Source organism: Synechococcus sp. OH20, from assembly GCF_047502685.1.
In the GTDB taxonomy this organism is placed as follows: domain Bacteria; phylum Cyanobacteriota; class Cyanobacteriia; order Thermostichales; family Thermostichaceae; genus Thermostichus.
Window position 1 is genome coordinate 99,834 of sequence record NZ_JANSIQ010000043.1, and the last position, 26,470, is coordinate 126,303.

General features: G+C 59.7%; 23 protein-coding genes, 1 pseudogene and 1 CRISPR repeat array. Of the genes and pseudogenes, 2 read left to right on the plus strand and 22 right to left on the minus strand.

All coding sequences use genetic code 11. The annotated features are described in order from the left end of the window. Positions 1 to 115: 115 nt before the first annotated feature. The 15 genes from NW826_RS10080 to cas10 form a co-directional block, all read right to left on the minus strand. Complete coding sequence (locus tag NW826_RS10080; protein ID WP_414510053.1) at positions 116 to 1,270, minus strand: SpoIID/LytB domain-containing protein; 1,155 nt, start codon at positions 1,268 to 1,270, stop codon at positions 116 to 118. Positions 1,271 to 1,286: 16 nt separating this feature from the next. After that, entirely contained in the window at positions 1,287 to 2,843 is a 1,557-nt protein-coding gene (locus NW826_RS10085; protein ID WP_414334149.1) for a B12-binding domain-containing radical SAM protein, read from the minus strand. Between the two features lie 295 nt (positions 2,844 to 3,138). Next, positions 3,139 to 3,495: a phage holin family protein gene (locus NW826_RS10090; protein ID WP_414334147.1), complete on the minus strand. Its 357-nt coding sequence runs from the start codon at positions 3,493 to 3,495 to the stop codon at positions 3,139 to 3,141. 44 nt (positions 3,496 to 3,539) lie between these two features. Further along, positions 3,540 to 3,839, minus strand: coding sequence for a BolA family protein (locus NW826_RS10095; RefSeq protein WP_414334146.1), 300 nt, complete (start codon positions 3,837 to 3,839; stop codon positions 3,540 to 3,542). 17 nt (positions 3,840 to 3,856) lie between these two features. Beyond that, positions 3,857 to 4,195 carry a Grx4 family monothiol glutaredoxin gene (gene grxD, locus NW826_RS10100; protein ID WP_414334165.1) on the minus strand — a complete coding sequence of 113 codons (339 nt, stop codon included), beginning with the start codon at positions 4,193 to 4,195 and terminating at the stop codon, positions 3,857 to 3,859. A 316-nt stretch (positions 4,196 to 4,511) separates the two neighbouring features. Next, entirely contained in the window at positions 4,512 to 5,408 is an 897-nt protein-coding gene (locus NW826_RS10105) for a putative CRISPR-associated protein (protein WP_414510054.1), read from the minus strand. Positions 5,409 to 5,461: 53 nt separating this feature from the next. Continuing rightward, a complete protein-coding gene (locus tag NW826_RS10110; RefSeq protein WP_414367883.1) occupies positions 5,462 to 6,178 on the minus strand; it encodes a hypothetical protein in 717 nt (238 codons plus the stop codon). A 10-nt stretch (positions 6,179 to 6,188) separates the two neighbouring features. Further along, positions 6,189 to 7,169 (minus strand): RAMP superfamily CRISPR-associated protein, encoded by a 981-nt coding sequence (locus NW826_RS10115; RefSeq protein ID WP_414510055.1) that lies wholly within the window; start codon positions 7,167 to 7,169, stop codon positions 6,189 to 6,191. 89 nt (positions 7,170 to 7,258) lie between these two features. Next, complete coding sequence (locus NW826_RS10120; protein ID WP_414334141.1) at positions 7,259 to 7,735, minus strand: hypothetical protein; 477 nt, start codon at positions 7,733 to 7,735, stop codon at positions 7,259 to 7,261. Beyond that, entirely contained in the window at positions 7,732 to 8,706 is a 975-nt protein-coding gene (locus tag NW826_RS10125) for an RAMP superfamily CRISPR-associated protein (RefSeq protein ID WP_414510056.1), read from the minus strand. Before NW826_RS10125 ends, NW826_RS10120 begins: the two co-directional genes overlap by 4 nt. 54 nt (positions 8,707 to 8,760) lie before the next feature. Then, the gene (gene csx7 / locus NW826_RS10130; protein ID WP_414334139.1) at positions 8,761 to 9,603 is read right to left on the minus strand and encodes a CRISPR-associated RAMP protein Csx7; all 843 of its coding nucleotides are present in this window, start codon (positions 9,601 to 9,603) and stop codon (positions 8,761 to 8,763) included. A 131-nt stretch (positions 9,604 to 9,734) separates the two neighbouring features. Then, entirely contained in the window at positions 9,735 to 10,181 is a 447-nt protein-coding gene (locus NW826_RS10135; protein WP_414347158.1) for a hypothetical protein, read from the minus strand. Beyond that, positions 10,178 to 11,401, minus strand: a complete 1,224-nt coding sequence (gene csx10, locus NW826_RS10140) for a CRISPR-associated RAMP protein Csx10 (RefSeq protein ID WP_414510057.1) — start codon at positions 11,399 to 11,401, stop codon at positions 10,178 to 10,180. Before csx10 ends, NW826_RS10135 begins: the two co-directional genes overlap by 4 nt. Next, complete coding sequence (locus NW826_RS10145; RefSeq protein WP_414347154.1) at positions 11,401 to 12,114, minus strand: RAMP superfamily CRISPR-associated protein; 714 nt, start codon at positions 12,112 to 12,114, stop codon at positions 11,401 to 11,403. The genes csx10 and NW826_RS10145 overlap by 1 nt, the downstream gene beginning before the upstream one ends. Continuing rightward, the gene (gene cas10, locus NW826_RS10150; protein ID WP_414510058.1) at positions 12,114 to 14,408 is read right to left on the minus strand and encodes a type III-B CRISPR-associated protein Cas10/Cmr2; all 2,295 of its coding nucleotides are present in this window, start codon (positions 14,406 to 14,408) and stop codon (positions 12,114 to 12,116) included. Before cas10 ends, NW826_RS10145 begins: the two co-directional genes overlap by 1 nt. A 389-nt stretch (positions 14,409 to 14,797) precedes the next feature. Here cas10 and cas6 point away from each other — a divergent pair, with 389 nt between their 5' ends. Further along, positions 14,798 to 15,949, plus strand: a complete 1,152-nt coding sequence (cas6, locus tag NW826_RS10155; RefSeq protein WP_414510059.1) for a CRISPR-associated endoribonuclease Cas6 — start codon at positions 14,798 to 14,800, stop codon at positions 15,947 to 15,949. Between the two features lie 63 nt (positions 15,950 to 16,012). Further along, positions 16,013 to 18,396: a CRISPR direct-repeat array (repeat unit 37 nt; unit sequence GTTTCCGTCCCCTTGCGGGGAAAAGGTAGGGATCAAC). Positions 18,397 to 18,670: 274 nt separating this feature from the next. Here the strand turns inward: cas6 and cas2 are convergent. The 4 genes and pseudogenes from cas2 to NW826_RS10175 form a co-directional block, all read right to left on the minus strand. Beyond that, complete coding sequence (gene cas2, locus NW826_RS10160; RefSeq protein ID WP_414334612.1) at positions 18,671 to 18,949, minus strand: CRISPR-associated endonuclease Cas2; 279 nt, start codon at positions 18,947 to 18,949, stop codon at positions 18,671 to 18,673. Then, on the minus strand, positions 18,949 to 19,527 hold the full coding sequence (gene cas1 / locus NW826_RS10165) for a CRISPR-associated endonuclease Cas1 (RefSeq protein WP_414510060.1): 579 nt from the start codon (positions 19,525 to 19,527) through the stop codon (positions 18,949 to 18,951). Before cas1 ends, cas2 begins: the two co-directional genes overlap by 1 nt. Before the next feature lie 49 nt (positions 19,528 to 19,576). Next, a pseudogene (locus NW826_RS10170) lies at positions 19,577 to 19,717 on the minus strand (CRISPR-associated endonuclease Cas1); the annotation flags it as partial. Then, complete coding sequence (locus NW826_RS10175; protein WP_414510061.1) at positions 19,714 to 21,120, minus strand: TIGR03985 family CRISPR-associated protein; 1,407 nt, start codon at positions 21,118 to 21,120, stop codon at positions 19,714 to 19,716. The gene NW826_RS10175 and the pseudogene NW826_RS10170, both read right to left, overlap by 4 nt. A 130-nt stretch (positions 21,121 to 21,250) precedes the next feature. On the opposite strand from NW826_RS10175, the gene crn3 reads away from it, so the two are divergent. Next, entirely contained in the window at positions 21,251 to 22,156 is a 906-nt protein-coding gene (gene crn3, locus NW826_RS10180; RefSeq protein WP_414510062.1) for a CRISPR-associated ring nuclease Crn3/Csx3, read from the plus strand. 31 nt (positions 22,157 to 22,187) lie between these two features. Here the strand turns inward: crn3 and NW826_RS10185 are convergent, their stop codons facing one another. The 3 genes from NW826_RS10185 to ntrB form a co-directional block, all read right to left on the minus strand. Then, entirely contained in the window at positions 22,188 to 23,024 is an 837-nt protein-coding gene (locus tag NW826_RS10185; protein ID WP_414510063.1) for an ABC transporter ATP-binding protein, read from the minus strand. Between the two features lie 62 nt (positions 23,025 to 23,086). Then, positions 23,087 to 25,084 carry a nitrate ABC transporter ATP-binding protein gene (locus NW826_RS10190; protein WP_414510064.1) on the minus strand — a complete coding sequence of 666 codons (1,998 nt, stop codon included), beginning with the start codon at positions 25,082 to 25,084 and terminating at the stop codon, positions 23,087 to 23,089. Positions 25,085 to 25,251: 167 nt separating this feature from the next. Further along, positions 25,252 to 26,079 (minus strand): nitrate ABC transporter permease, encoded by an 828-nt coding sequence (ntrB, locus tag NW826_RS10195; protein ID WP_414336936.1) that lies wholly within the window; start codon positions 26,077 to 26,079, stop codon positions 25,252 to 25,254. Between the last annotated feature and the right edge of the window lie 391 nt (positions 26,080 to 26,470).

Sequence of the window (26,470 nt, forward strand, 5' to 3'; positions counted from 1 at the left end):
ACCCTCACCCCCGTCCCCTCTCCCAGAGGCACCCTCACCCCCGTCCCCTCTCCCAGAGGGAGAGGGGAGTTCGCGACAGTGTTGCGTAGCAATAACGCTGTGGAGAGATGTTTCATCAGCTCAACGGTGTCACCTGGGTGCCGGGGAAGTAGTGGTTGAGGATGGGCGACGCTGTGTAGCCCTGTTCGGCCAGGCCGCGGGCTCCCCACTGACATAGACCCACCCCGTGCCCGGCTCCCCGATAGGTGAAAAGGTACGATTCCGGCTGGCCGGCCTTTGGCTCGAGGCGTTTGAGGGTAAAGCGGTTGCTGGGCAGGATCCCCCACCCTAGGGTTTGCCCGAGGTGCAACACAAACTCCTGTCCGGTAAATAACCGAGATCCGACGCGGATGCGCAGAGAGCGCCCCCAGGGATCCGATTGCAGGATCTCTAACTCGGCGCTGCCCAGGGCTTGCTCCAACTCTTGTCGGCTGAGCCGGACACTGTGGGGGCCATAGAAGGGGGAAGCGCGACACCCTTCGCAACTTACCCCTTGCAGGTAGGGACGGGCGGGTGGGGCAAAAATATCTTGGTTGGCGCTGGTGTGGCCGCCACAGGTGGAGTGAAACAGAACCTCTACCGGCTGGCCGGCATGGGTTAGGATCTGCCCCTGGGTTGCCCGCACCGCAGCCGTGGTCGCCGCCGTCTCATAGGCCAGGCCCCCGTAGAACTGGTGGGCGGTGGAATCTTGCAATGGCCTTGCCGGGGTAGAGGGCCATTCTCTTCTTGGAGCGGGGCGCAGATGGGGAACGGCCAGGGTACGGGCCAGGATGGCTTGGGCCTGCAAAGCGGCGGCTGGCCAATCGGCAGGCATTTCGCCGGGCACCAAGGCCAGCAGGTAGTCTTCCAGTTGTACCCAGTTCAGCAGGTGCAGGCGCTCTGGGCCGCTTGGGCGAATCTGGATCAAGCCACGGTAGCGACGCTCCTCTCCCGCCGCAGGACGCAGCCCCCCTCCTTGCAGCCAAAGGGATCCCGAGTAGCGACGGGGCTGGCCCGGCCCGCTCAAAATCAGCTCTTGGCGGTGAACCTGCAGCTTCCAGATCCCTGCCGGAAAGGGCTGCTGATTCAAGACAAAGGGGCCGCTCAGCTCCAGTTGGGCCAAGGGATCCGCGCCCCAGCGGCTGAACAGCTCCACGGCCAACCAATCTCCAGCAGTCTGGGCCTGCAGAGAGCCTCCCCAAAGGGCCCACAGGGATCCCAGCCCCATCACCGCCAACTGTCGTCGCCGCATCGGCCCCGCCCGGAGATTATGATGAGCTGGCCAGCAAAGGATCGTATCCCAGTTGTTGGCTGAGGCGGGCGCGCGCCAGTTCTCGATATTCCCAAAAATGCTCCCCCGCAGCACAGAGGCCCAGATATAGGTTCAGCAGGCTCGGTTTCTGGCGCCAGATCGTCCATAGCTGTTGCCAAAATTGGGCGCGAATTTGGGGATGAAGGATCCCTTGCCGCCAGATGAGTTGTAGAAGCAGATAGATCCCTTTGTGAAGGGGCAGCCGCATTGCTTGTTGCCGACCTACTTTAGTGCCGATACTTAGGCACTGTTGCAAACAGCGAGAGAGATATCGCGCCGGCTCATACAACTTCCAAAAACTTTCCAGATATTCCCGGGCAATTTCAGATGGAGAACGGGTGGGAATAAAGTTCATCAGCGTGTTTTGATCCCCAAACTCGGTGACGCCGATCCCCTCCAGCAACCGCTGCTCTTTTTTGAGGCGATTCCACAGTTGGGTGTTGGGTAGAGCCTGTAAAATCCCCAACATCGGCTGAGGAATACCGGTCTGCTCGACAAAAGCCTGGATGCGCTCCCCCGCACCTGGCCGCTCTCCATCAAAGCCCAGAATAAACCCGGCGTAGATCAGCAGCCCGGCATCGTTGATCTTGCGACAAGCCTCTACCAGGGGGTGGCGGGTATTCTGTAGCTTTTGAGTCATCTGTAAGCTGTCTTGGTCTGGGGTCTCAATACCCAGAAAGACCGCATAGAACCCCGCTTCTACCATCAACTGCATCAACTCTTCATCTTCAGCTAGGTTGACAGAAGCCTCTGTCATAAAGGTAAATGGATAGTTATGCTCCTTGCTCCACGGGATCAGCTCGCGTAAAAATCGCTTGACGTTGCGCTGATTGCCGATAAAGTTGTCATCTACCACAAAAATCGAACCTCGCCAGCCCAGGTCGTAGAGGGCTTGCAGCTCGGCCAGCATTTGGCTTGGCTCCTTGGTTCTCGGCTTGCGCCCATAAAGAGAGATGATGTCACAAAACTCACAATTAAAGGGGCAACCCCGCGAGAATTGCACCGACATCATGAAGTATTGATCCATGCGCAGCAGGTCAAATCTCGGCAGGGGGCTTTGGGTGACGTCTGGCTTTTCTGTGGCTCGAAAAATGCCCGCTTCTTGCCCAGATTCTAGAGCCTTGACAAAAGCCGGTATGGTCTCTTCTCCTTCGTCCAAAACCAAATAGTGAGCCCCGGATTCCAGGGCATCTTGGGGCACAGAAGTCGGATAGGGGCCGCCCACAGCTACTTTTTTGCCCAACTGCACCGCTTTGCGAATGAGTGCGTGAAAGTCTTGCTTCTGCACCAGCATGGCCGACAGGATCACCAGGTCGCACCACTGCCAATCGGCCTCCGTCTCGGGGGCGACATTGCGATCCACAAAGCGAATCTCCCAATCCTGGGGCAACAGAGCGGCAACGGTGATCAGGCCCAGCGGCGGCATCAGCGCTTTTAGCCCCACCATCTCGATGGTGCGATTGTAAGACCAGAAAGACTTGGGAAAGCGGGGATAGAGCAGCAACGCCTTCATGCCCATCAGCTCCTAATCGCAGATTAAGGATTCCATTTGTTCAGCACTCCTAACAAATAGCCTCAGATAAAGCTGACGCAAAAACTTTTGTGAGATGCTTGCTGGCAATATTTCCTTCGTATTAGCAAACTGTGGACTGGCAAACCCTCTGGGTGCCTAAACCTTCAAAAAGCTTTTCTGGACAATTGTTAACTAAGAATCTAGGTTGATCTTTAGGGGTTACTGAAGAGAAAGCATTGCCTCAATTTTTCTGAGAAAATAGTATCGACTCCGGCCTTCTACGGCTACGGAACAGTTAGCTCTGCACACCTTGCTCAAAAACACGCTGAACCAAGCCACTGACGACGGAAAGTACTATCGCGCCGAGGAACGCCCAACCAAAGTTATCGATATTGAAGGCATCCCCGGCCAGCTTGTCGGCGATGGCCAGGCAAATGCCGTTCAAAATTAGCCAAAACAAACCCAGGGTAAGAACTGTAATCGGCAGGGTAATCAACCGGAGAAACGGCCTCACCAAACCATTGACCAGGCCAATGGCCAGAGCTGCCACCAAAGCACCCCCAAACCCAGAGACGTGGATCCCGGGCAAAAGCCAAGCCAAAATCATCACGCTCAAGGCTGACATCAGCCAGGTGGCCAACAGAGTTGCCATGCTCCCTCCTCTGCCCCAACAGGGCCGCAATCTTGCCCCCTATGCTAGCCGATCTGCTTAGGGATCCCTTCTGCAGAGACCTCTTCGGGGCTGTAAGTTTGCAACGCCAGTGCATGAATGCCCTGACCCATCTGTTCGGCCAGGGCGGCGTACACCAGGCGATGCCGTTGCAGAGGAGTTTTGCCGGCAAACAGGGGCGACACCACCTGCACGCGGTAGTGCCCCCCGGATCCCTGTTGCCGTCCCCCATGGCCAGCATGGCGGTGCGACTCGTCCTCCACGTGGACGTAGAGGGCTTGCAGCTTCTCAGCCAAGAGCTGTCGCAGGCGATCCGAGGTGAGCATGGGATCCCCTGCGGCCCTCAAGGTTGGGCGCCGGCCTTGGCAAAAGCCGCCTCGACCAGAGGGCGCAACTCGTTGCGGGCGTGCATCTCTTGCAGGATGTCGCAGCCGCCCACAAACTCGCCGTCAATATAGATCTGCGGGATAGTAGGCCAGTTGGAAAACTCTTTGATCCCCTGACGAATTTCGGGATCCTCGAGCACGTTGATCGCCGTGTAGGGAAAGCCCAGACTCTCCAGCACACGAACGGCGGCATAGGAAAACCCACACTGGGGCATCTCTGGGGTGCCTTTCATGTAGATCAGCACCTTGTGGGTGCGGATTTGGTCACGGATTTTCTCTTCCAAAAGGGGATCCAGCATGGTATTCAGCCACTATGACAACAACAGACGACAGGCAAACCAGGCTCCTATCGTGATCTCATTTTGATTCACTTCTAACATGCTTGGCACTCTCCCCACGGCCAGGCCGAGGAATTCTTTAGCGAAAATTCAGCGACAGGGTCGGCGATAGCCCCCAAACCCTGATTTTTCTGTTGACCTGGTCGATCCCTTGCTGGACACGGGTTTCATGCCCTGCGGCGGCAAAATAATGAAATGAGGAGAAGGGGAAATTGCCGCCCAAAACCAGACCCTGGATCTGGGTAAGGGTTGTAACCGGGGGAAGTGGAATTCATCAGAGCAGACGACCCAAGCGCTCCCGCAACTCGGCGGCAGCCTGCTCCAGGTGGTCGGGAGTGTAGCCGGTGGTCTCTACCCGGACGGCGAGGTGGGTGTCCTGGCTTTCGTGGAGATGGATCCACAAAACGTGGCGGCCATCTTCGGTTTTGCGGTTGGCGACTTTGACGCCGTTTTTGGGGGCAGCGTAGGCATTTGAGTCGTAGCGAACCAGATCCACCCAGGGAAGGTCGCGCAGGAGCTTTTCCACCTTGACCCAACTGCGAGGACGGTGATGGCTGCTGTCGCTCCGCAATTGGATAACCTGGGAGCGATCTCGACCGGAATCGGGGAGAGCCGCCCGCGGGATCCGCGGCTGGACTTGCGGTTGCAGATAGGGCAAATACACCAAAGATTTGTATTGCTCGTGGATGTAGCAGACCGGGATCCCCAATTGGCTGCCCACCACGGCCATGATCATGGCCTGGGCTTTGAAGCCCCCGGTGGCGGCGAAGGTGACGATCCCTTTGGCGCTCTCCGCCAACTGTTGCAACAGCTCGGCCATCCGCTCCAGGGAGGATCCCTCTAGCTCGTAGTTGACGCCGGGGAGGGGCACCAGGGAAACCTGTTGTTGGCCCAGCGCTTCTTCAAAAAAGAGCTTCAAAATCTGGGCACACTCCAGTCCCTCAGAGGTTTCGGAGTAAAGCAAAATCAAGGCATCCTGGGGAGTGGGATCCAGCCGGTAGTAGGTGTTGGTTTCGGCGCTGATCAGCTCCAGTTCTGTCTTTTTCATCCAGGCCAAGGCCCGTTCCGGATCCCCGATGTTTTTTTGGCCGACCCAAGGGCGTTGCGGCTGCAGGTCTTTGTCCGGGTTGGTGAGCAAAGAGGTGCCCACGGTCATGAGGATGGTCTGCATGGGTTATCCCCTAACTTTCTCGAAGTTTTTAGGGGCTCCGTTCCCTTTCGCGATCAGAGCAGCCTTACTTTGCGAACTCTGCCATCTCCCCTTAAGTCGAGCACCTCTACCTCCACTTCTTGCCCCACCGCCAGGGATCCGGCCTGTTTCGGCTCTTTTTGGGTGAGCTTGATATCCGTATCCACGATTTGGAAGGTCACTTCGTTGCCCTTGATATTGGTGATGCTGGCCTTGAGGTGTTGCCCAATTTTGAAGCGGGCCTTGGTAGAAGCTGCTGCATTTTCAACTTGGGGCTGAGCCTGCTTTTGTTCAGGTTGCTCTTTGGGCCGCAGTGCCTCTGGCTGGGGCTTGGCCTCGCCGCCGCGGGAATGGGTCGGACGACCGCCATTGGGATCGGGAGGGGACGGGATCTCGCCGATCGGCACTCCCCCATCTTTGTAGTAGCGGGCTAGGCGGGCGGCCCAGCCCAGGATCTGCAGCATCTCAGCCGGCCTATCCTGCAGAGGTTGCAAGTACCTTTTACAGGTTTGGTCGATGAGTCGGTAGTAGCGTGGGGTTTCGTTGCTGCGGTGGAGGCCAGTTTCTCGCACCAGCTCGCCGGTGAATCGGAAGAAACGGGATCCCGCGTCGGGGAGATGGGCCACCGAGCGGAGGTAGGCGAGGCACTTGCTCAATTCGTTGACATCTACCCTTTCCTTCGCCAAAGTCATGGCGATGCCGTGGGCAAGATCCCAAGATTGGGGGCTGAGATCGACCGGAGCTGACAGCATAGAGGCACCCTCAGTAGGCGGTGGTGGGCGGCTCGCGCAGATGGGTGGGGCTCAGGATGGCGGCCAACTGCCGAAGCTGATCGGGCAGGATGTAGCCCTGGGCAGCTTGGATCTGCTTTTGCACAAAGGCTTTGAGGGCTTCTCCTTCTAGGGTATCGGCTTGTGGGGGATCGTAGCGGCTGTAGCGCTCTTTCAAGTTGCGGGGCCGCTCGATCTTGTCCAGGGTGACCTGCAGGGATCCCAGTCCTACAGGCTTGCCGCCCCCCACCTTCAGCAGCAGCGGATGCGCGGGATCCTGACCCAACACCGTGAACAAGGTGCCCAGCTCGGCAGGAGTGAGGTTTTTGAAGTGGATCTGGGTTTTGAAAACCGTATTTTGCACCGCCTGCTGGGTGGGTGTCCCCTTTTGATGGCCCTGCAAAGCCCTGCGGTGCGTGTAATAAAACTTGCGCCCAACCGCCTTGCCGTTTTCAAAGTAGGCTCTGCGCTGGTCGGGGCGGGGACGGTACAGCGGGGGCAGGGATCCGCCGCCGGAGCCGGTGCCAGTGGCAACGGCATCCCTGAACTCCACCAGCCCCTGCCAGTTGAGGGCGCCAAAAACGCGGCTGGCAGGACACAGCCGCTCCTTCTGGCGGCAGGGTTGCCACTGCGGAGGGATCTGATTTCTGTAGCGGCTGGTGGTCACTGCAAGGGTGCTGTTGGTGATGGCCTCGTACATGGCCCGGATGGCCCCCTTGAGGGAGCTGCCCTGGATCTTGAGCCGCCCGTCGGGGGTGGTGGTCATGGTTTTGAGCACCGGGATCCCGTTGACGCCGACGTCGCTGCCCAAGGCCAGGTGGCCGGTGGAAATGTGGAGAGCGGTCTGCACCGTCAGGGTGAGAAAGAGGGTGCCGTGCAACTTGTCGGGATGGAACTTGGCGTGGCCAGCGGGCCGCTCCAGCTTGGGGGGCTGCTGGGGAAAGGGGATCAGCTCGTAGGGCTTGGGAGCCATGGCCTGCTCACCTCCACCCCGGTCTCGGCTGCCGGCGGGCGTTCTGGCAGAAGCAGAATGGGCGGGCAAGGGTCGGGGGCCTTGGGGAGTCATCTTGACCTCGGGATGAGAGCAACAAAGTGAACGCGGGCGGTGCGCCCATCGCGAAAGTAGCGCTGGCCCAGCTTGAGAGACCTCGGATAGCTGAGACCTTGGGGGAAGCGGGTTTCCGGACTTTGGGATCCGTACAGGTCGGCCTCGCGATCCTCCCCCTGCCACTCCCCGGCCAGCGGCACAAAGAAGTCGGGAGGAGGTTGGATCCCCAGATACAGCAGATCCCAGCCGCGGGGGGTGCTTTTCCAGCGCAACTCCCGTTGTTGGCAGAAGACCTGTCCCTCTTGACAGACCAGATCTGGCGGGATCCCCACCTGAATGCCGCTGACGCGGTGGGGCCAGCGCAAAAAGGTGTAGGTTTCTTCGGCGGCGGCAAAACAGGCCGAGAGGATCTCGGAAAGCGAGGACGCCGTCCCGCCGTTGCAAGCGGCCAGATCCTGAACCTTGTAGGCGGCTACGTAGGCTGGTTTCATACCGCTTTGGCCTCCGTTTGCAAGAGCTGGGCCCAACTTTTAACGGCGGCGGCCAGCAGGTGCTCCACCTTGGCCTCAGACGTTTGCTCCCAGGTCAGCCGCGCCCCAAAGCCCAAGGGCATCGGCTCCGCCCCCACCGGCACTAACTGGCGATCGGGTTTGGCAAAGCCGTATTTGCCCGCCTCTTCTGGACTGAGAAACTCGCCCGCCCCCAGCAGGGATCCCCTTGGCCAGGCAAGCTGGGATCCCAGCAGCCGTAGCTCCTGGCTCCCCTCCTCCACCAGGCAGCCCGGGTAGTCCACCGTCGCCCACTCGTACTCCACCCGAACGCGGCCCATGCCGCGGGATTTGGCAAAGCCGATCCCAAACCATCCTTCGTCCAGATCCCGCAGCACCAGCCCCAGCAGGCCCAGTTGCGCCAGGGTAAAGTTTTTCAGGTGAATCTTGGTTTGAAAGGATCCCTCGACACAGACTTGGTAGCTAAACGGCCCCACCGCCACCGACCCGAAGACGCGATCGATGGCCACCCCGTTGCGTTCCTCCAGCCGCAGAGGTGTCCCCGGCTTGGGATAGGCATCCTCGATGCGCACCCGGCTGGCGATGGCCGTGTTGCCAAACATCTGGTCCGTAAAAGAAGAGAGGGCGTAAACTTGGTGGGACTCGGCAATTTTTTCCAGCCACTGGTTGGCCTTTTGGTCGAGGGGATCGCTGGCCCAGAGTTGCAACTTGTTCCCCTCAGGCCGTCTGTCGCCGCCCACCGTTCGGACAATGCGCTCGGCGTGGGCGCGAATGGCCCCTTTGAGGGAGCTGCCGGGAAAATAGACTGTCCGCCCGCCGCCGCGATAGGTTTCCACAAACTCCATATCGGGTTTTGTCGGATCCGCCCCTTGTTTGCCCGCTTTGATGAGCACAGGGCCATCCGGCTTGAGGGTGAGGCAGAGGGTGCAGTGGTTAACGTAGCGCTTGTGCATGGCCTGGGATCCTTCACTGAAGAGGAACAAGAGGGTTTTCGCCCAGCCCTTGCGCTAGCTGCGGGGGCCGACGGGAGCGACAGCGGTTAGTTTGGCAACCAGGGCTTCCACCCAGTCTTGGCGCAAGGCAGCAGCCTCTTCCGGGCTGAGGGGGTGCCGCTCTCCGGCCACCAGCTCTTGCAGATAGGTCAGCAGCCGCCGCGGATCCCCTTCTGAGTCAAACCAATAGACCGCCCCGATCTCCAGGCGGACGACCCCCAAGCCGCGGGAGCGCCCCCCTCCCAAGGGGATCTGCTCCGTTTCCAATTGGTGCAAGCCGATGGCCAGCAGGCCCAGCTCCCATGCTTCGGCATTTTCGACAACGGCATGGAACTGAAAGGGGGTGTTGGCCGGCACCACTTGAAAGTCGTAGAGCTTGCCCTCTGCCGCCGTCTCCGTATCCCGATCGATGGCCACACCATCCCGCTCTTGGTACTGGCCAAACCAGGCTTCCCGCACCACCGGCAAATCGCGGATCTGCACCTTGCCCGCCAGCCAAGGGGATCCAAACGCCTGCGAGACCCAGTCGGTGGCCTCGATCAGCTTTTGCGTCAGGGTTGCGTCGTCGTCTTTGTAGGTGTTCTTAATTTGGTTGACCAACCGGACTTGCTCGCTACTGGTCAACTCGCTGGGATCCCTGGCCAGCGCCGGATCGATGCCGCGCAAAAAACTCTCCAGGCGGGAGCGCAGCGCCCCCTTGAGGCTGGAGCCGGGGATGAGCGGGCGGCCCAGTGCGTCCTTGAGAACCGGCAGATCGGAGCCGATGGGCTCGGTGGAGCGGCCCACCCCGATGTGCAGGGCAGTCACGGTGGTGAGCGTGCCGGTGATCTCCAAGCGGTTTTTGAAAACGTCGAACATCGTTCCCTCAAATCAGGTTAAGGCTGAAGTTAAGGCTCCACTGCGGCTTCGGCAAACAGGATGGGGATGATTTTCAACTGGCTGAGCCGAAAGGTTGAGACGACACCCTCAAGGGCACAACTGGTCACGACTTAAGATCCTCCCCCTTCTCGCTTGTACTTGAGGTAGCGCGCCCCATAGCCTAGGTAACGCCGGATCAAGTCGATTTTGATCTCGTTGACTTTGGGGGATGTTTTCTCAACGCCGGCTGCCTCGGCAATGGCGAGGGCCTTTTGATGGATCCAGTTGTCGATGTCTTGGATGATGGCTTCGGCCAAGGAGTTCTTGCCCCGACCCCACTTTTCGTCTCGCCCCATCTGGTAGCGCAAGAAGTTCTTGATCACCTCTGAGCTTTCGGTGGAAGCTGCCACATGCAACAAATTGCGGTACTGGGCCTCTTCCAATTTGTCCAAACCTTTAAAGTTATCCAAGGCGGTTTGGATTCTGGCGACCAGCTCATCTTCGGCCAGCCGAATTTGCCGCTGGATCTCAAGTTCCTGTTTTTGCTCCAGTTTGCTCTCGCTGGTGGCGAAGGTCATAGCGGGTTCTCCCAGAAATGATGATGGAACAGACTACAGACCTCAATTTGGCCAAATCCTTCCGCGGTTCGCTCCCCGATGCCCCAGTATTCCATCTCCGCCAAAATCGGGATCCAGCGCTCCATTTGCGTGGTGCTCAGCAGGAAGACGCTGCCCTGGGTTGTAACCAGCTCTACATCTTTAAAAAGCCCCCAGGCGGCGTTCCAGCCGGAAACATAGGCGTAGCTGCTGCAGGCCAGCTCCAAGACCAGGGATCTGTCCTCACAGTTGGCCTCTTCCTGGAGCATTGACGGCGTGAGCACAGTGGTGCGCTGCCAGCGTTCCTTGAGGATGGCCCCCGACTGCAGCCCGATGGAGAAGTACTGCCGCTCCGGCGGCAAGGGCTGCCAGGGATCCCCAAACACCTGCCATTGTTGCCAGCGCTGCCGCAGTTTTTGGTTAAAGGCTGCCACCCGCTCAGCCAGGGAGGGCTTCGGGTTCCTCAGGTGTCGAGCAGCGAGGCTGACCCGGCCCAGCCCCCGCGACACCCCTCCTCCCAAGGACAAACGGCGGGCGTGGGTGTTGAGGTAGCCGGCGAGGGCTGCTGCCAGCTCGCGATCCTGCAGGTAGATGTGGCCGCTGAAGAGGGAAGGCTGCAAGCTCCCATCTCGCCCAGCCCGGCCCTCGTTGATCACCTCCAGGCTGTAGAGGATCTGGTCGGCGGCGGTGGCGCGGCGGCGGTTGATCCCCACCCGCGTGAGCAGGCGCTTGGACACGGACACCCTTCGGTAGCGGGATCCCCCCTCCTGGCTGTAAAAGCCGCCGAAGGGCTCCACCCTGCCTCCGGAGCCATCCGGCTCTGCCGGATCAAAGGGGATCCCCAGCCGCTGCGAGCAGAAGCGATCCAGCAGTGTGTCGAACACCCCCGTTTTGCCCGCCTCTGAGCGGAAGCCGGGGTTGTTTTTGGAGCTGAAGGCCGTGGCCGGCAAAACCCGGCTGCCGGATCCCGGATAGGCATGGGTAAACACCGCCGGACGGGTCTCCGTGAACAGGGCAGCCAGATCTCCTGTCAGGGCCTCGCCGGGGCGGCGCCGGCTTTGGCGGAGCAGGAGGTCGGCCAAGGCCCCCCGGATCACGCTGCCGGGAATGAAGTCCTGGGCCTCGCTGATGGAGCCGCCCGGCTTTTGCCGACCGATGGCCAGGGGAGACTCGGCAGTGAGCGTGAGTTCAATGGCCTCCATCAGCTCCCTCCTCCGGCCAAAAAGGCCCAATCTGCATCATTGGGCTGCAGGGCAGCTAGAGACTGGGGATCCCAGTGCAACCAACCCAAGCCTGCAGATTTGCTGCCCCCCAGCGCCCCAATGTGGTGCAGGGCCGCCCGCAGCAGGGCCTTGCCCCAGGGAGGGCAGTCGGGCAAAAGCTGCAGGGATCCGGAGAAGATCAGCTCGGCTGCCGGCGAGGTCTCGATGAGGTAGAGCCGCTGATCCTCGGCGGTGCGGCGGCGGCGGTTGAGGGTGACTCCTGGGCGGAGGGCCGCTTCCAGCGCCGTCGGCGGCACCTCACAGACAAGATCCTCTACCCACAGGCGGGAAGGCAGGGCCGGATTGCCGAAGATCTGGCAGACCAGGCAATGGGATCCGGCGTAGCCCTCGACCTGGTATTCAGGACGGTCGAAGTGGCCGTCGCTCCCCTCCCGCTTGGGACACATGCGATCGGGGTCGGGGGAGCGGCAAATGGCCCAGCCGAGGCCGCGGGCCAGCTTTTCGCACTCGTGGCGCAGCCTTCCCTTCAACTGGGAGCCGGGGATGAGCAGCCTGCCGTAGGCATCCTTGAGCAGGGGCTTGTCCGCCAGGGAGCCGCTGGAGCCGCCGGATCCCACCGCCAGGGCCGAGGCGAGGGTGGCCTTCAAAGGGATAGAGGTGCTCGTTTGGGGCAGCTCTGCCAGCCGAACCATCACTTCACCTCCACAGGAACGGGCCGGCCCTCGACCTGGGGCTGTTTTTGCACAAAAGCGTACAGATCCACCAAATCCCGCCAGATGGTCTCGTAGGTGGGTTCCCCCTCCGCCGCCACGTACATCCAGGGGGGGAGGTGGCCGTCGTTGGTTTTGGCCTTGCACCAGGTGCGTTCAAAGGCCTCGATCAGCGGCTGCCCTTTTTGGCCCAGCCGGGTGCGGAAGTAGAGATAGTTGAGGGTGGCGGTGCGCTTGCCTTTTTCCAAAAAGCTGCGGATTTGGTAGAGCTGGGAGCGGGGAAAATCCGCCGCCTGCAAAGCTTGCACCGTTCTCAGCAGCCCGCGGATCTCCGGGACGGTGTAGGGGCCGGCGTAGAGCTTGAGGAGGTGGCCGTTCTGGCGGATCTCCAGGGCCTGCTGGCGAAAATCCTGGATGCTGGAGGCGATCAAAGTCACCGATTTCAAAGAGAGAAAGTCGATGGTGGCCACCGAGAAGTCTTGGTCGCGGGGCTTCAGCTTTTTGGCGCGGCTTTTGGCAGATTTCAACAGTTGTTCGGTCAGCCTTTCGGCATAGTAGATGGGGGTGTCTTCCGAGGCAAACAGCACGCCTGCCGAGGTGGAGAGCCGACAGAGCTGGTCTGGGCTGTCGGCCGGGTAGCGGTGCGGCACCTGGCCGAGGGAGCGAGCGGCGTAGGTGGCCGATTTGGCCAGCAGGATCTGCTCGAATTGCTCGCAAAAGGTGGCGGCGATCTCCAGAGCCTTGTGGGCCGGCACCACCATCAGCACATCGTCCCCGCCGATGGTCAGGATCTCGAAGGGGTGGATCCACTCGCCGTTGCGGTCTCTGCCGGTTTCTGGATCCGGCGGCAGGCCCCGCAGCCGGTGCGCCTGCAGGTGCTGGGCAAGGGCGCGGTAAACGGCTTGTTCCGTGGCCTCGGAAACGTCGTGGCTAAATTGCCGGTAGGCCTCTGGGGTTTGGATCTGCTGCACGTAGCCGCCCATATTGTTGCCGTCGGCGTAGAGGTAGGCCACAAAGCCCTGGCTGGCGTTGGCCACTTCCCGCAGCGATTGCGCCTCGCCGGGGCCGGATCCCCTGTAGGGCTGCAAATAGCGCTCCCGGTAGGGCTCGCCGGCGGGAGAGTCGAGGAAGCGGGCAAATCGCGTTACCCAGCTTTCCACAAAGCCGGGATCCCAATTGGGGAATTTGCGGAACCACCCCTGCTGGCCTGTCTCCAGGCGCTTGGCCTGGCGGCCCACCAGCGCTTTGCGGGCCGTGGCCTCCGAGAGCCAGGGCTGACCTGGCAGGTCGGCTTTGGCCAGGGCCGGGCGGCGGTCGGTGCTGTCGCGGCGCAGGTAGGGGTGGGTTTCAAAAAAGGTAGGATGGGCGCGGCTGGGACGGCCGGGATCCGGATTGCCGTTGCGGCGGTGCTGGAAGCGGGCAGCCAGGTGGCCCACCAGCTCGTTGAAACTTTTGCGGGCCTGGAAGCTGGCTTCGCTGCCATCTCCGAAGTAGGCCCTCACCAGGGGGTGGGCCTGGTGTTGGGCCAACCAGTCCAGCCAGGGGGTGCGTTCGATGGGATCCCGCAGCAGGCCGTAGCGCAGCTCCAGCAGCCGAAAGGCGGATCCCACAGCACAGGCGTTGGCGGTGAGGGTTTCTTCGGTGTAGCGGCGCTCGATGGCCTCGCAGAGGTCGTCCACATAGGCCGCCGGACAGAAGGCCAAGAGGTTGCCGCCGGTGGAGTAGATGAGGAGCTCCGGAATGAGAGCCTGCGCCAAAGCCGGGTAGTGCTGCTGCAGCCAGGGCCGGATCCGCCGGTTCACGTAGTCCCTTAGCTCTGCTTGAGACTCCTCCCCCAAGGCTTCCCACCCCAAGTAGGTTTGCTCAGGATCCCCGAAGAAGGCGGGCAGATCCACCAGGTTAATGCGATCCAACAGGGCCGAGGCGCCGCGGATTTCCGGCAGTTTGGCGGACTCGAAAACGTAGCCCTTGATCTTGGTGGCCCCCCCGTAAACCAAGCCGATGCGGGTGGTCTGCCGCCACAGCTCCGGATAGCGCGATTGCAGCTCTGCCAAGGTTTTGGGAAAGGTTGTGGCCGCCACGCTCTCCTGAAATTGGCGCACCTGCGCCCAAAGAGGGTGCAGCGCTTCCGGGATCCCGGCTGCGTCGTCGGTGCGGATGGCTGCGCACATCTGCTGCAGAATCGGCAAGGGAAATTGGGGATCCCGCCCTTCTCCCCAAGCCAGGCACCAGGCCAAGGCGATGGGCACGGGGGAGGTAGAGGAGGTAGCGGTCATGGACAACACCTGGCAAAAAAAATCCGAACCCGACTTTTGACTGGGGCGATCCTTGAACTTCACAAATCCTTCATAAAAACCAAAGGCGCTTCAAAAAGACGGCGTCGGCCATAGCAGCCACGCGGGCAGAGAATCGCAGCCGACAGAGAGAGGTCACGGCAGTGACTGATGGTTGCATTTTGCTACTCCAGACTGGGAGACAGTATAGGCCGATTTAGATCCATTGCCAACAGATTCAAGACTTTTTTCGGTTGGCCCAGCCAGCGATTTAAAGGTAAAGCAAATTGGAAGGGATCCCTTCTCAAATCCTCTCAAAGGAAAAGTGGCTCTGGGTTGATTTTGGATAGGGGCTGCTATTGACTGGGGATGAGCAAAAATTGGCTGGGCCTATGCTGACCAAGTTGAGTTTTTCAGAGCCACCCATCGCCGGAGCAGAAAGCGGCAAGTGGCCGGCGGGATCCGAGCTGGTGGGGATCACCCTGGAAGTGCAGGCCCCTCAGCCTTACCTACTGGATCCCCACTACGCTAAAGGGCTGCACGCCTGGTTTTTGGGCGAGGTGCAGCAGATGGATCCGCAGCTATCTGCCTATTTGCACGACGGAGAATCGGAAAAACCCTTCACACTCTCCCGGCTGATGGGGCCCTTCCGCGAGCAGAGTGGGCGACTGCTGATCCCGCCCCAGATCCCCTTCCGCTGGTCGATCACCGCCCTCAACCCCCAAGTGGTGGAGTGGCTGCGGGAATGGTGCCGACGGCTGCCCCCCTGGCTGGAGTTGCGCGGATCCCCGCTGCAAATCCTGGGATGGAAGATCTCGATCCCCCCGCGCACCTACCGTCAACTGCTGGAGCGGCCCCTTGTCCATCGCTCCTGGAGCCTCTCTTTCATCTCGCCCACCAGCTTTCGCCACCGCGGCCACCATTTGCCGCTGCCGGTGCCTCGCAACCTGTTCCACAGCTATTTGCGCCGTTGGAACGATTTTTCCGGCCTGCCCATCGAGGTAGAACCTTTTCTGGATTGGGTGGATGGGGAAGTGGTCATCCAGCGGCACCGGCTGGAATCGGTTAAAACCACCGCCGGGCGCCAGGGATCCGTGACGGGCTTCGTTGGCTGTGTACAGTTGGCGGTTTCCTCGCGCGCGTCTGAACTGTTGCAGCAGCAGCTCCAGGCCCTGATCCACTTCGCCCCCTACTGCGGCACCGGCCACAAAACCCCCTTTGGGCTGGGGCAAACCCGCCTCGGTTGGCTGGCCGAAGAGCTGCCCGCCACCCCCGTCCTTTGCCGGGAAGAGCAACTGGCCCGGCGCATCGAGGAGCTGAGCGCCCTCTTCCTCAGTCAGCGGCAGCGACAAGGGGGATCCCGCGCCGAAAAGACGGCCCAACTTTGGGCAACAATCTTGGCCCGACGAGAGCTAGGAGAGAGCTTGCAGCAGATTGCCGCCGACCTGGAGATGCCCTACGAGACGGTGAAGACCTATGTCAAACTGGCCCGGCGAGCCCTTCATTCTGCACCCGACACGATGGATCCCTCATCTGCTCGATAAGGATCCCGCCTAGAAGTCGGAAAAAGCCGTAAGCCCTGAGACTGTCTTTGCCCAAGGTGCCTAGTTTCCGTCCCCTTGCGGGGAAAAGGTAGGGATCAACACTGGCACCGAGCTTCTGGAGTGCTCCAGCTTTGGCGAGTTTCCGTCCCCTTGCGGGGAAAAGGTAGGGATCAACTTGAACTCTTCCTTCCACCCTCGGGAATTATCTCGAGGTTTCCGTCCCCTTGCGGGGAAAAGGTAGGGATCAACGCCGGTTTAGTCGACGGCAAGAGCTACGTCCTCACGGCGTTTCCGTCCCCTTGCGGGGAAAAGGTAGGGATCAACCCCCTGATATTAAGGTGCACACTACACGGGGCAAAGGAGCGGTTTCCGTCCCCTTGCGGGGAAAAGGTAGGGATCAACGTCAGCTCTCTCCAGAAGATCGAAAAGAGCAGCTACTGTTTCCGTCCCCTTGCGGGGAAAAGGTAGGGATCAACAAACAACTATTTCCGTTGCTTCGCCAAAACCGCCGAAGGTTTCCGTCCCCTTGCGGGGAAAAGGTAGGGATCAACCTGGGACGCTCTCCTGGCCACCTACAAGGATCCGGCAGCCGGTTTCCGTCCCCTTGCGGGGAAAAGGTAGGGATCAACTGGACTTCCTGCAAAGCGCCAGGGTCGTCTTGCCCGAGTTTCCGTCCCCTTGCGGGGAAAAGGTAGGGATCAACAGTGGTGGTATTGGCCGAGGGGCTAAAGCCTCTCGGGTTTCCGTCCCCTTGCGGGGAAAAGGTAGGGATCAACGCCGGGGAGCTGAGGGAGTGTTTACGTTTTCTCCTGGTTGTGTTTCCGTCCCCTTGCGGGGAAAAGGTAGGGATCAACAACGCTGGACTCGGGTTGGGTTCATCCCCGAACGGCCCGTGTTTCCGTCCCCTTGCGGGGAAAAGGTAGGGATCAACTCGACATCACGGTCAACGACCGTGAGGTCACCCATAAACTGTTTCCATCCCCTTGCGGGGAAAAGGTAGGGATCAACGCTGGGCAGGCAATATCCACGGTAAAGGGAGGTACAGGATGGTTTCCGTCCCCTTGCGGGGAAAAGGTAGGGATCAACCTACAGAAGTTGTCAATGCAGACTTGGCATCCCTAACGGGGTTTCCGTCCCCTTGCGGGGAAAAGGTAGGGATCAACCGCTCCTTGGTTTCAAGGGGCGCGTTGTCGAGGAGAGGTTTCCGTCCCCTTGCGGGGAAAAGGTAGGGATCAACCCTTCCGGGACGAGGACGGGGTCTTACGTTACGTCCACGGTTTCCGTCCCCTTGCGGGGAAAAGGTAGGGATCAACCTGGCTGCGTTCGGCGCTGAAGGGGGATCCGCCGGACGTTTCCGTCCCCTTGCGGGGAAAAGGTAGGGATCAACATCAACCATCAGTGTTGAAGTAATTTGGCTATAGCCAAAGTTTCCGTCCCCTTGCGGGGAAAAGGTAGGGATCAACCCGAAGTGGATCAACTTGTCGGTGCGATCCCCCGGGTTTCCGTCCCCTTGCGGGGAAAAGGTAGGGATCAACCCTGTACAACATCTACGAGACGCTCCTTGGCGGCCTGTGTTTCCGTCCCCTTGCGGGGAAAAGGTAGGGATCAACTCGGACATCGCCACTCCGTCTTCCACCGCCGCCCGCAGGTTTCCGTCCCCTTGCGGGGAAAAGGTAGGGATCAACTGCCGAGGGGTTTGCGAGCGACGTGCTCGAGGTCGAGCTCGGTTTCCGTCCCCTTGCGGGGAAAAGGTAGGGATCAACCAACGGGTTCCGTCTGTGGTGATCCTGCAGACGGAGCGCGGTTTCCGTCCCCTTGCGGGGAAAAGGTAGGGATCAACCTCGAGCTTGAGCAGTTTCATCCCCAACTTTAGTTCGTTCAGTTTCCGTCCCCTTGCGGGGAAAAGGTAGGGATCAACGCTGTGGGGGTCCGACAACAGGTGCAGATAGGCCAGGCGGTGTTTCCGTCCCCTTGCGGGGAAAAGGTAGGGATCAACCGGGCGGGCGCAGCCTTTTGGCTGCCGTTGTGTACCGTTTCCGTCCCCTTGCGGGGAAAAGGTAGGGATCAACCTTCCTGCTTACCCTGCTTGCGGTAAGACTTGCGAAGCGTTTCCGTCCCCTTGCGGGGAAAAGGTAGGGATCAACCGTCCCCGAGGACGTCGTTGATAAGTTGCGGAAGGAATGGGGTTTCCGTCCCCTTGCGGGGAAAAGGTAGGGATCAACGGCAGACGGCACCTTCGCGCCTGGGAACCCCCTGGAGTTTCCGTCCCCTTGCGGGGAAAAGGTAGGGATCAACGTCGTTTTGCGACCGGGGGTTTGCTATGCCATTCAAAGTTTCCGTCCCCTTGCGGGGAAAAGGTAGGGATCAACGGGAAGCGTTTGTGGCGTTTGGCCCCATCCCGAACGCCAACGTTTCCGTCCCCTTGCGGGGAAAAGGTAGGGATCAACCCTACCCCCGGAAAAGCTCGAACTCATGCGGTTTTCAAGGTGCGTTTGCGAGGGAGTACGGAGACTTCCCGACACAGATATTAACATCGCCTTGGCAAATAAGCGCAAGTCGGAGAATTCGCTCTTTTAGGGGCATTATGCTACATTTTCGCGCCAACCCCTGCAAAAGCTATTAGATCCCTCTTAAAAACTGGCGCCGGCAAAGAAAAGCTAGCAATGGCTCGCCCCGACGGATCGCGCACAAAACTTTACAATTTTGGCTGAGCTGAGAACCTCAAAAAATGAGGTAGTCCGGCGGCTCGTAGGGGGGAGGCCCCCCGAAGACCTTGGTGCGTTGTTTGGCGCTGGCATCCAGAGGGTAGGCCCGCAGGCTATCTTCCTGGAGGTTGAGCAGAGGCAGCCACGACTTTTCCAGCTTCTCTTCCAGCTCGGCAGTGTCCAGGGGGCATTCAAAAACGGAGCGTTGCACTCGCTGGCAGCACTGCTCCAGGCACTTGGCCAACTGGTGTCGGCGCTTATCGTCCACCACGTCGTAGCAAACCAACCACAGCATCAGCGCAGCTCCATTGCTTCGTACTCCAGGTTGCCGCTCACCAGGCAACGGCCCAGCCAGCGGGCTTGCTCCAGCACAATTTGGCTCAGGGCTAGGCGACGCGACTGGGGAGGATAGAGCAACGGCTGGCGGAAGCGGCGCTCCAGCTCACCCAAAAACAGCTTTTTGGCCAGGGATCCCAGCCATACGCCTGTCCCATCCGGCGACGGCTCGAAATCTTCCGGGGTGAGCAGGCCAGCCTTGATGAGCTGGATTACGGCCCAATCCACTACCAAGGGCCGAAACTCTTCCATCAGATCCAGCACTAGGCTGGGGCGATAGGGCAAATTGGTGTGGAAAAAGCCCAGGTAGGGATCCAAGCCGGCCATGACGGCTGCCGAGAACACCCGTGCCAGCAGCACCCCGTAGCCCCAACTGAGGAGCGCGTTAATCGGGTCGAGGGGCGGCTGGCGGTTGCGGCCTCTGAAGTTCCACTCGGGCGAGAAGCAGTGCTGGAGAGCTTGGTAATAGATGCGGGCACAATGGCCCTCCAGACCCATCAGGGCTTCCCGCTCTGGGCAAGTGGCGGCGCGATCCAACTATCGTTTCCACGCCGCGATCCAGCAGTTGGGCCAGAGCGGCGGCGGTCAACTGGATCCCGGGCAGTACCACCACTAGCTCTAGTTCGGCCAGGCGGCAAAGCTGCTCTTGGCCGCGGCGCCGAATGAGCAAGCTTTGGTTCTGGCAGTGAACCACGGTACCCGGCTCGGTTAAATAGAGGGTGGTCATGGGCAGGCGGGTTTGGCGAGGGCCAACTCGGGCCGGTAAAACCCCAGCTCTGCCTGCGCTTCTTGGGCCATCTGTTCCCGGTAGGCCAGAGGGGCAATCACTTCGCCGTTGGGCCGCCAATCCCGCAGGCGCATGGTGAAGTTGGTGTCTCCCACCCGCACATAGGCGCGGAAGTAGCGGTCGCTGGCCGGCCTCTGCCGAAGAATGTGCAGGATCTTTTCCCGTTCCCCCGCATCGGCTACCTCCCGCCGTACCAAAGCCGGGATCCGCTCGTAGTCAATGGGTTGGAAGGTGGGGTGGCGCACCGTGTTGTCCACGTAGCGGCGGGCAAACTCCGGCGCAAAGCGCAAAATCAAGAGCGCCTTGGGCAGATAGAAATCAGATCCCCAGGCCTCTTCCCAGGCCGCTTGCACCGCTTCGGGGGTGGGCAGGTTCCCCTGCTTCTGGCGGGCCAAGAGTTCCGGCGGCACCGCAGGGTCAGACCAGGGCACCACCGTCAGGCGAGGCGAGCGAATGCGATCCAGGCGAAAGTTGTGCCAGCCCAGGGATCCGGCAGCCTGCGGGAGCTGACCAAAGGCCGCCAAATACTTGGCGCGGCGGGCATAAAACAGGCAAACCGGGTAGGTGAAAACCCTTTGGATCCGGTGCTGGCGGGTTTCATAATCAAAGCGGATCAGCCCTGCCGCCGGTTTTGTCCAGAAGGCCTCTAGCTGGTTTTGGTATTCGTCCACCCGCTCCTGCTGTTCGGCGGAGAGGATGTATTCAAACCAGACAAACAGCCGCCGCTGCCGGTGTTGATGACCTCTCCAGATATCGTCCAGCAACACCTGCACGTCGGGATGCACAAAGGCCACGTCGCTGAGGACGTGGTAGATCTGCTCAAGCTGGCCGCCCGACAACGTCAAGGCCGAGGCAGCCGTCGGCAAGGAGGGGCGATCCCCGGCGGCGCGGCAGCGAAAGTTATCTCTTCGCTTGGAGTTGGCCTCGATCGGCTGCAGCCAGCCCCGAGCGGCCAGGTAGTCCAGCTCTTTGCGCAGGGTGCGGTGGGTCTTGAAAAAGGGCCGGCTAGCCAGCAGCGTCTCCAGATGGGGAACTTCGGCCTTCAAGGCAGCCACCAGGTCGGGATCCTTTAGCCAAAAGCTCAGGGGCTTCTGGCAAATGCAGCCGGGATCTGGGCAGGAGATCCCGTGGGGCAAATCCTGCTTGGGGTGGTGGGGCGAGAAGAGACGATCCCGAAGGTGGGTGTAGCCAAAGGTCTCTGGCAGATCCGGCCAACGGTTTTCGCCATAGAGGCACTGGAGCAGCACCCACAGACGCACCGCCCGCTCCAGGCGCTCTGGCAACTGTCCGCCCGCCAGCCAGCGCAATACTTCTGCCGTCAAAGGCAACTCCCCTCCGTTCATCTCCCCCCTCCAGGGCAAGGCACAGACCAAGGTCGGATCCCTTCGCCCCTACTCTGCCAACAATTGGAAGCTCCCGATTCCAATCTTTTCCATACTGGAGCCAGTCTGTTGTCGTTCCGTCCCCATTGCTATGGCTGCTGTAGCACTGCAGTTGCGGTCTGGCTATCTGGCCCATTGGCCGCAGAAACCCCATCTTGGCGGGCTATCGTTTCAGGTGATTGAAATCGAGCTGACCCGACCGGATCGGCTGGTTTTCCCGGAAGACCTGGCCCAACTGCGCCTGCCTCCTGGGATCGACCCCCGCTTGGGAGTGGTGCTGAGCGGGCGCGCCCCCATTTGGCTCTACGGCTGGTTGGTGCACGAGTGCCATTTCACCCGCTGGGTGGCCTGCTACGACCCGCGACTGGGGGCAGTGGTGGTCTCCAGCCACAGCCCAGAGGTGCAGGTGGGCGAGATCATCCCCTGGGTGCAGGGCAGGCCAGGCTCAGAATTGGCGGCGGCAGTGATGGTGGTGGGCCCTCCGGATAGCGGTAAAAGCCGCCTGGCCCGCGCTCTTTTCGAGGCCCTGCTGCCCCAGGATCCCAACGTTTATCTGCAGCGGGCCCACTGGGATGGGGAAGGAAATTGGACGTTGGATCTGCCGCCGGAAGAAGCCAAAATCCTCAAGCACCGCTACCGGGGACGTTTGACCCCTGAATTTTTCAGCTTCCACGCCCAGGCCATCCTCGCCCTGCGCCAACAAAAAAGCCTGGTGATCGTGGATGTGGGCGGCAAGGTGGATCCCCACAAGCAGCCGATCCTGGAAGCCTGCTCCCATTACCTCTTGGTCAGCCGGGATCCGGCGGCCATTCCCCTCTGGCATGAGTTTTGTCGGGATCGGGGCAACCTGCGGTGTGTGGCCGTCCTGCACACGGGCCCCTGCCCGGAAGATCTGCCCAGGGATCCCAACCAACTGGAGCTGTGCTGGGATCCCGGCTCTCCACTTCCTGCTGAGCTGCTGCAGGCCGTGCGCAGCTTGGTCGGCTCAGCAGGATAAGGGCAGGAGTTCCAGCTGGGGTTTGCAGCTCTTAGTTAGCCGCTTCAGGGTTGGCCTCACGACCGTAGAGGTAGCTGAGGACAGAGTTGCGCAGGCGATAGTACTGTGGATCCTCCAAAATTCGCTCGCGGTCGCGAGGACGCGGGAAGGGAATAGGGATGATTTGCCCGATGGTGGCCGCAGGGCCATTGGTCATCAAGACCAAACGGTCGGCCAAAAACAGTGCCTCGTCAATGTCATGGGTAATCATCAAAACTGTACAGCGATGTTCCTCCCAAATGCGCAGCAGCTCCTCCTGAAGTTCTTCTTTGGTGATGGCATCCAAAGCCCCAAAGGGTTCATCCAAAATCAGCACTGCTGGGCGAATTGCCAAGGCACGGGCAATGGCCACCCGCTGTTTCATCCCTCCGGAAATTTGCGGGGGATATTTCTGGGCTGCTTCCCCCAGCCCCACCAGATTCAGGTGTTCTTCTACAATTTGATGCTTTTCTGACTGGCTCTTTTGGGGAAACACCGCCTGAACAGCCAAGTAAACATTTTCATAAACTGTGAGCCAGGGCAACAAGGCATACCCTTGAAACACCACCATGCGATCTGGCCCAGGAGCTGTAATCGGCTGGCCTTTGAGCTTTACCGAGCCGCTGGTGGGCTGGGTAAAGCCAGAAACCATATTCAGCAGGGTGGTTTTGCCACAGCCAGAATGCCCAACGATGCAAACAAATTCTCCTTCACAGACGCTGAGGTTGATATCGCGCAATACGGGATACTCCCCCTTAGGAGTTGGGTAAGTCTTGCTGACATTCTCAAGGGTTAAGTAGGGTTCTGCGGCTGTGGCTGCTGGGGTAGAGGTTGTCAAGAGGGCAGTCATCGTGGGGTGCTCCAATTCATCGTTTTCTCACAACTGGGAACGTGCTTTTGCCAAGGAGATCTCTAGAGCAACACGGGACGACGATCCAAAGCAACCTCGGCCACGTAGATGTCGTGCTTAATTGCCAGACTGTTGAGGTAAGCCAAGGGATCCTCACCATTAAAAGGGATCCCGTCGAACAATTGAATGGGCTGCCGTTGGTAAGACACATCCAGCCCCAGCTCGCGGGCCGCCGTACTGAAGACTCCCACCTGACACACCCGCTCCACGATCTCTACCCAGTTGCGCGGGAAGGGCAGATCCCCCCAGCGGGCCATTTGCGTCATCATCCACAGATGCTCGGTGCGACTGGGACGGTTGCCGGCACCCAGAAAGAAGCGGTGGTGGGCATATTCCCGCATTGGCATGTCTAGGTCACAGAGCAGGCGCTGGGGATCCCCCAGGTGAATGTAGGAAGGATCAGTGCTCAGGTAGGCGCGGCGGCTGAGCAGCTCGCGAATCTCGTCGTGGTGGGCCGGATCTTCACAGTAGCGACAGGCTTCCAGCAACGCTTTCACCAGGGCAATGTGGGTGTTGGGATAGGCCCTGGCCCACTCTTCGCGCACCCCCAACACTTTGCCGGGGTGGCCCAGCCAAATCTCCAAATCTGTAGCCACCGTAAAGCCGCTGCCCTCCAGGGCGGCCCGCAAGTTCCAAGGCTCTCCTACACAGTAGCCGTCGATGTTGCCGGCTGTTAGGTTGGCCACCATCTGGGCCGGGGGCAGGGTTTTCAGCACGACATCGTGATCCGGATGGATCCCACCGGCTGCCAGCCAATAGCGCAGCAGCAAGTTGTGCATGGAGCTGGGATGCACCACCCCAAAGGTCAGCCGACGGCTGGGGCTATCTAAGATGTAAGCCCTCAACTGGCTCAGCGTGTGGATCCCTTGCTCGTAGAAGCGCCTGTGCAGGGTAATGGCATTGCCGTTGCGGGTCAAGGTAAGGGCAGTCACCACCGGCTGAGGCGGATTGTCCCCGCCGCCTAGAGACATCCACACCGGCATGCCGGCGGGCATTTGGGCCGCATCCAAGTAACCTCCCTGGATGCCGTCTTGGATCCCTCGCCAACTGGTCTCCCGCACCAGATTGACTTCTTCCAGGCCGTGTTTGGCAAAAAACCCCTTTTCTTTGGCCACCGCCAGCGGGGCGCAGGCGGTCAGGGGCACAAAGCCAATCTCCAAGTTGATCTTTTCCAAACCGTGCCTGGCCACCACGGTGCTGCGGCGGGCCCGCCACTGCTTGATCCGTTTTTGCTGGTTCAAAAAGTAGATGATCTCGCTGCGATAGCTGTAGTAGCTGGGGTGATTGACCACCTCCAACCGGCGGCGGGGGCGGGGAATATCGATGGTTAAAATATTGCCAATTCGGGATCCCGGCCCGTTGGTCAGCATCACCACCCGATCCGAGAGCAGGACGGCTTCATCCACATCGTGGGTAACCATAAGGGTAGTCACGTGATGTTCTTCGCAGATGCGCATCAACTGCTCCTGCAAATTCCCCCGTGTAAGGGCATCCAAAGCGCCAAAGGGCTCGTCCAACAACAACACCTTGGGCCTTACCGCCAAAGCGCGAGCGATGGCTACCCGCTGCTTCATGCCCCCTGAGAGTTGCGCTGGGAACTTATCCGCCGCCTGCCGCAAACCAACCAGATCGATATGTTCTTCGACAATCTGCTGACGCTCTGCTGAGGAGTAGTTTTTCAGCACAGCGTCTACGGCCAGGGCAATGTTTTGCCGAACCGTTAGCCAAGGCAAAAGGGAGTAATTCTGAAACACCACCATGCGATCGGGGCCGGGAACGGTGATGGTGTGTCCATCCAAAGCCACGATCCCTCCGGTAGGTAAAGACAACCCCGCCACCATGTTCAACAGGGTGGACTTGCCGCAGCCGGAGTGGCCGATTAAGGAGACAAACTCCCCGCGGTGAATTTGGAGATCGATCCCTTGGAGAGCAAGATATTCTTGGCCCCCAGGCAGACCAAACGCTTTTTCCACTTGCTCTACACTGACCAGTACAGACACAGAAGACCTCCCCACCTGTAGATACTCTCAATTTGCTCGGCAACTCGGATCCCAGACCTCAATTCTACTCTTTTTGAAGAGCGGATTGGAGCAAACACTCAAAGACAATGGAAGAGGGATCCCAACTCAATTGGATGGACATGCAGTGAAAAGATCTGCAAACGGGGCTAGCGATTGGCTATTTTGTTTTGCAGGGCAGCCACCAGCCGATCCAAAAGCAAGCCCACCGCCCCAATGTAGATGACAGCAACGATGATCTCAGTTACATAATTCTGCTGGTAGGCATCCCAGATAAAAAAGCCGATCCCTGGCACGCCAGACATGACAATTTCTGCAGCAATAATCGCCAGCCAGGAGAGGCCGATGCCAACCCGCAAACCTGTGAACATGTAGGGCAAAGCAGAGGGCAACAGCACCTTAAAAAAGAAGTCTATCTTGGAAAGCCTCAGCACTCTAGAAACGTTGATGTAGTCTTCCGGGATCTGCCTCACCCCCACCGCCGTGTTGATCAAAATGGGCCAGATCGAGGTGATGAAAATAACAAACAGGGCAGCCGGCTCATTGCGCTGCAAAGCCGCCAAGGAGATGGGCACCCAGGCCAAGGGAGCCACCATGCGCAAAAATTGGAAGAGGGGATCCAAAGCGCGGTTGATCCACACGCTGCTGCCCACCAAGATCCCCAGGGCAATGCCCACCAAGGCAGCGCTGCAGTAGCCGATGGCAACCCTTTGCAGGCTGGCCAAAGTTTGCCACAGCAGCCCTTGGTCGAGGTCGCTGTTGCGATACAGAGGATGCAGGATTAGATAACGGCTGCGCTCATCCATCCAAATATCCCATGGCCCCGGCAGCCGGATCAGGTTGGCGCTGGACAAAAGTTGCCAGATCAACAAAAATCCCGCAATGCCAACCACGGGAGGGAGGATCTGATCCCGATACTTGGCAAAGTCAAACTTGGCCGTCGAAGACTTTGCCGGAGAAGAAAGTGTCGTCGTCATGGCTCCTAGAGAGGATAGGGTTTTACACAGTTCTCCGTTGCTGCGCCCCCAGAACATCTCGACCGAGGGGTTCTACAGAGTGCTGGCAACAGAGCACGAGCTTGGATCAGACTTGCCTTTTCCTTGGACGGGCAAACACAAGGACTGCAAGCTCGACAAAACTCTCACAACAATCAGTAAAATCAGCGCCCCCATCGCTATCGAGAGGATAAGCTTGTCCCATTGGGGCTGAGCCGGTCTCTCGAAGCAGGGATCCCTGGAGTATTCCCGCGGAACGTGAAGTAGAGCTAACATAGCCGATCCTCAACATAGAATTCAAAGCTTTTCAAAAAGCGCAAGGCTGACAGTTTCTATCAACTCGATGTGAGCAGAAAGCTCGGCTCAGCTTTTT

Coding starts and splice junctions, on each gene's coding strand:
- NW826_RS10080 (WP_414510053.1), bottom strand. CDS start 1,270: ATGCGGCGACGACAGTTGGCGGTGATGGGGCTGGGATCCCTGTGGGCC.
- NW826_RS10085 (WP_414334149.1), bottom strand. CDS start 2,843: ATGAAGGCGTTGCTGCTCTATCCCCGCTTTCCCAAGTCTTTCTGGTCT.
- NW826_RS10090 (WP_414334147.1), bottom strand. CDS start 3,495: ATGGCAACTCTGTTGGCCACCTGGCTGATGTCAGCCTTGAGCGTGATG.
- NW826_RS10095 (WP_414334146.1), bottom strand. CDS start 3,839: ATGCTCACCTCGGATCGCCTGCGACAGCTCTTGGCTGAGAAGCTGCAA.
- NW826_RS10105 (WP_414510054.1), bottom strand. CDS start 5,408: ATGCAGACCATCCTCATGACCGTGGGCACCTCTTTGCTCACCAACCCG.
- NW826_RS10110 (WP_414367883.1), bottom strand. CDS start 6,178: ATGCTGTCAGCTCCGGTCGATCTCAGCCCCCAATCTTGGGATCTTGCC.
- NW826_RS10115 (WP_414510055.1), bottom strand. CDS start 7,169: ATGGCTCCCAAGCCCTACGAGCTGATCCCCTTTCCCCAGCAGCCCCCC.
- NW826_RS10120 (WP_414334141.1), bottom strand. CDS start 7,735: ATGAAACCAGCCTACGTAGCCGCCTACAAGGTTCAGGATCTGGCCGCT.
- NW826_RS10125 (WP_414510056.1), bottom strand. CDS start 8,706: ATGCACAAGCGCTACGTTAACCACTGCACCCTCTGCCTCACCCTCAAG.
- csx7 (WP_414334139.1), bottom strand. CDS start 9,603: ATGTTCGACGTTTTCAAAAACCGCTTGGAGATCACCGGCACGCTCACC.
- NW826_RS10135 (WP_414347158.1), bottom strand. CDS start 10,181: ATGACCTTCGCCACCAGCGAGAGCAAACTGGAGCAAAAACAGGAACTT.
- csx10 (WP_414510057.1), bottom strand. CDS start 11,401: ATGGAGGCCATTGAACTCACGCTCACTGCCGAGTCTCCCCTGGCCATC.
- NW826_RS10145 (WP_414347154.1), bottom strand. CDS start 12,114: ATGGTTCGGCTGGCAGAGCTGCCCCAAACGAGCACCTCTATCCCTTTG.
- cas10 (WP_414510058.1), bottom strand. CDS start 14,408: ATGACCGCTACCTCCTCTACCTCCCCCGTGCCCATCGCCTTGGCCTGG.
- cas6 (WP_414510059.1), top strand. CDS start 14,798: ATGCTGACCAAGTTGAGTTTTTCAGAGCCACCCATCGCCGGAGCAGAA.
- cas2 (WP_414334612.1), bottom strand. CDS start 18,949: ATGCTGTGGTTGGTTTGCTACGACGTGGTGGACGATAAGCGCCGACAC.
- NW826_RS10175 (WP_414510061.1), bottom strand. CDS start 21,120: ATGAACGGAGGGGAGTTGCCTTTGACGGCAGAAGTATTGCGCTGGCTG.
- crn3 (WP_414510062.1), top strand. CDS start 21,251: ATGGCTGCTGTAGCACTGCAGTTGCGGTCTGGCTATCTGGCCCATTGG.
- NW826_RS10185 (WP_414510063.1), bottom strand. CDS start 23,024: ATGACTGCCCTCTTGACAACCTCTACCCCAGCAGCCACAGCCGCAGAA.
- ntrB (WP_414336936.1), bottom strand. CDS start 26,079: ATGACGACGACACTTTCTTCTCCGGCAAAGTCTTCGACGGCCAAGTTT.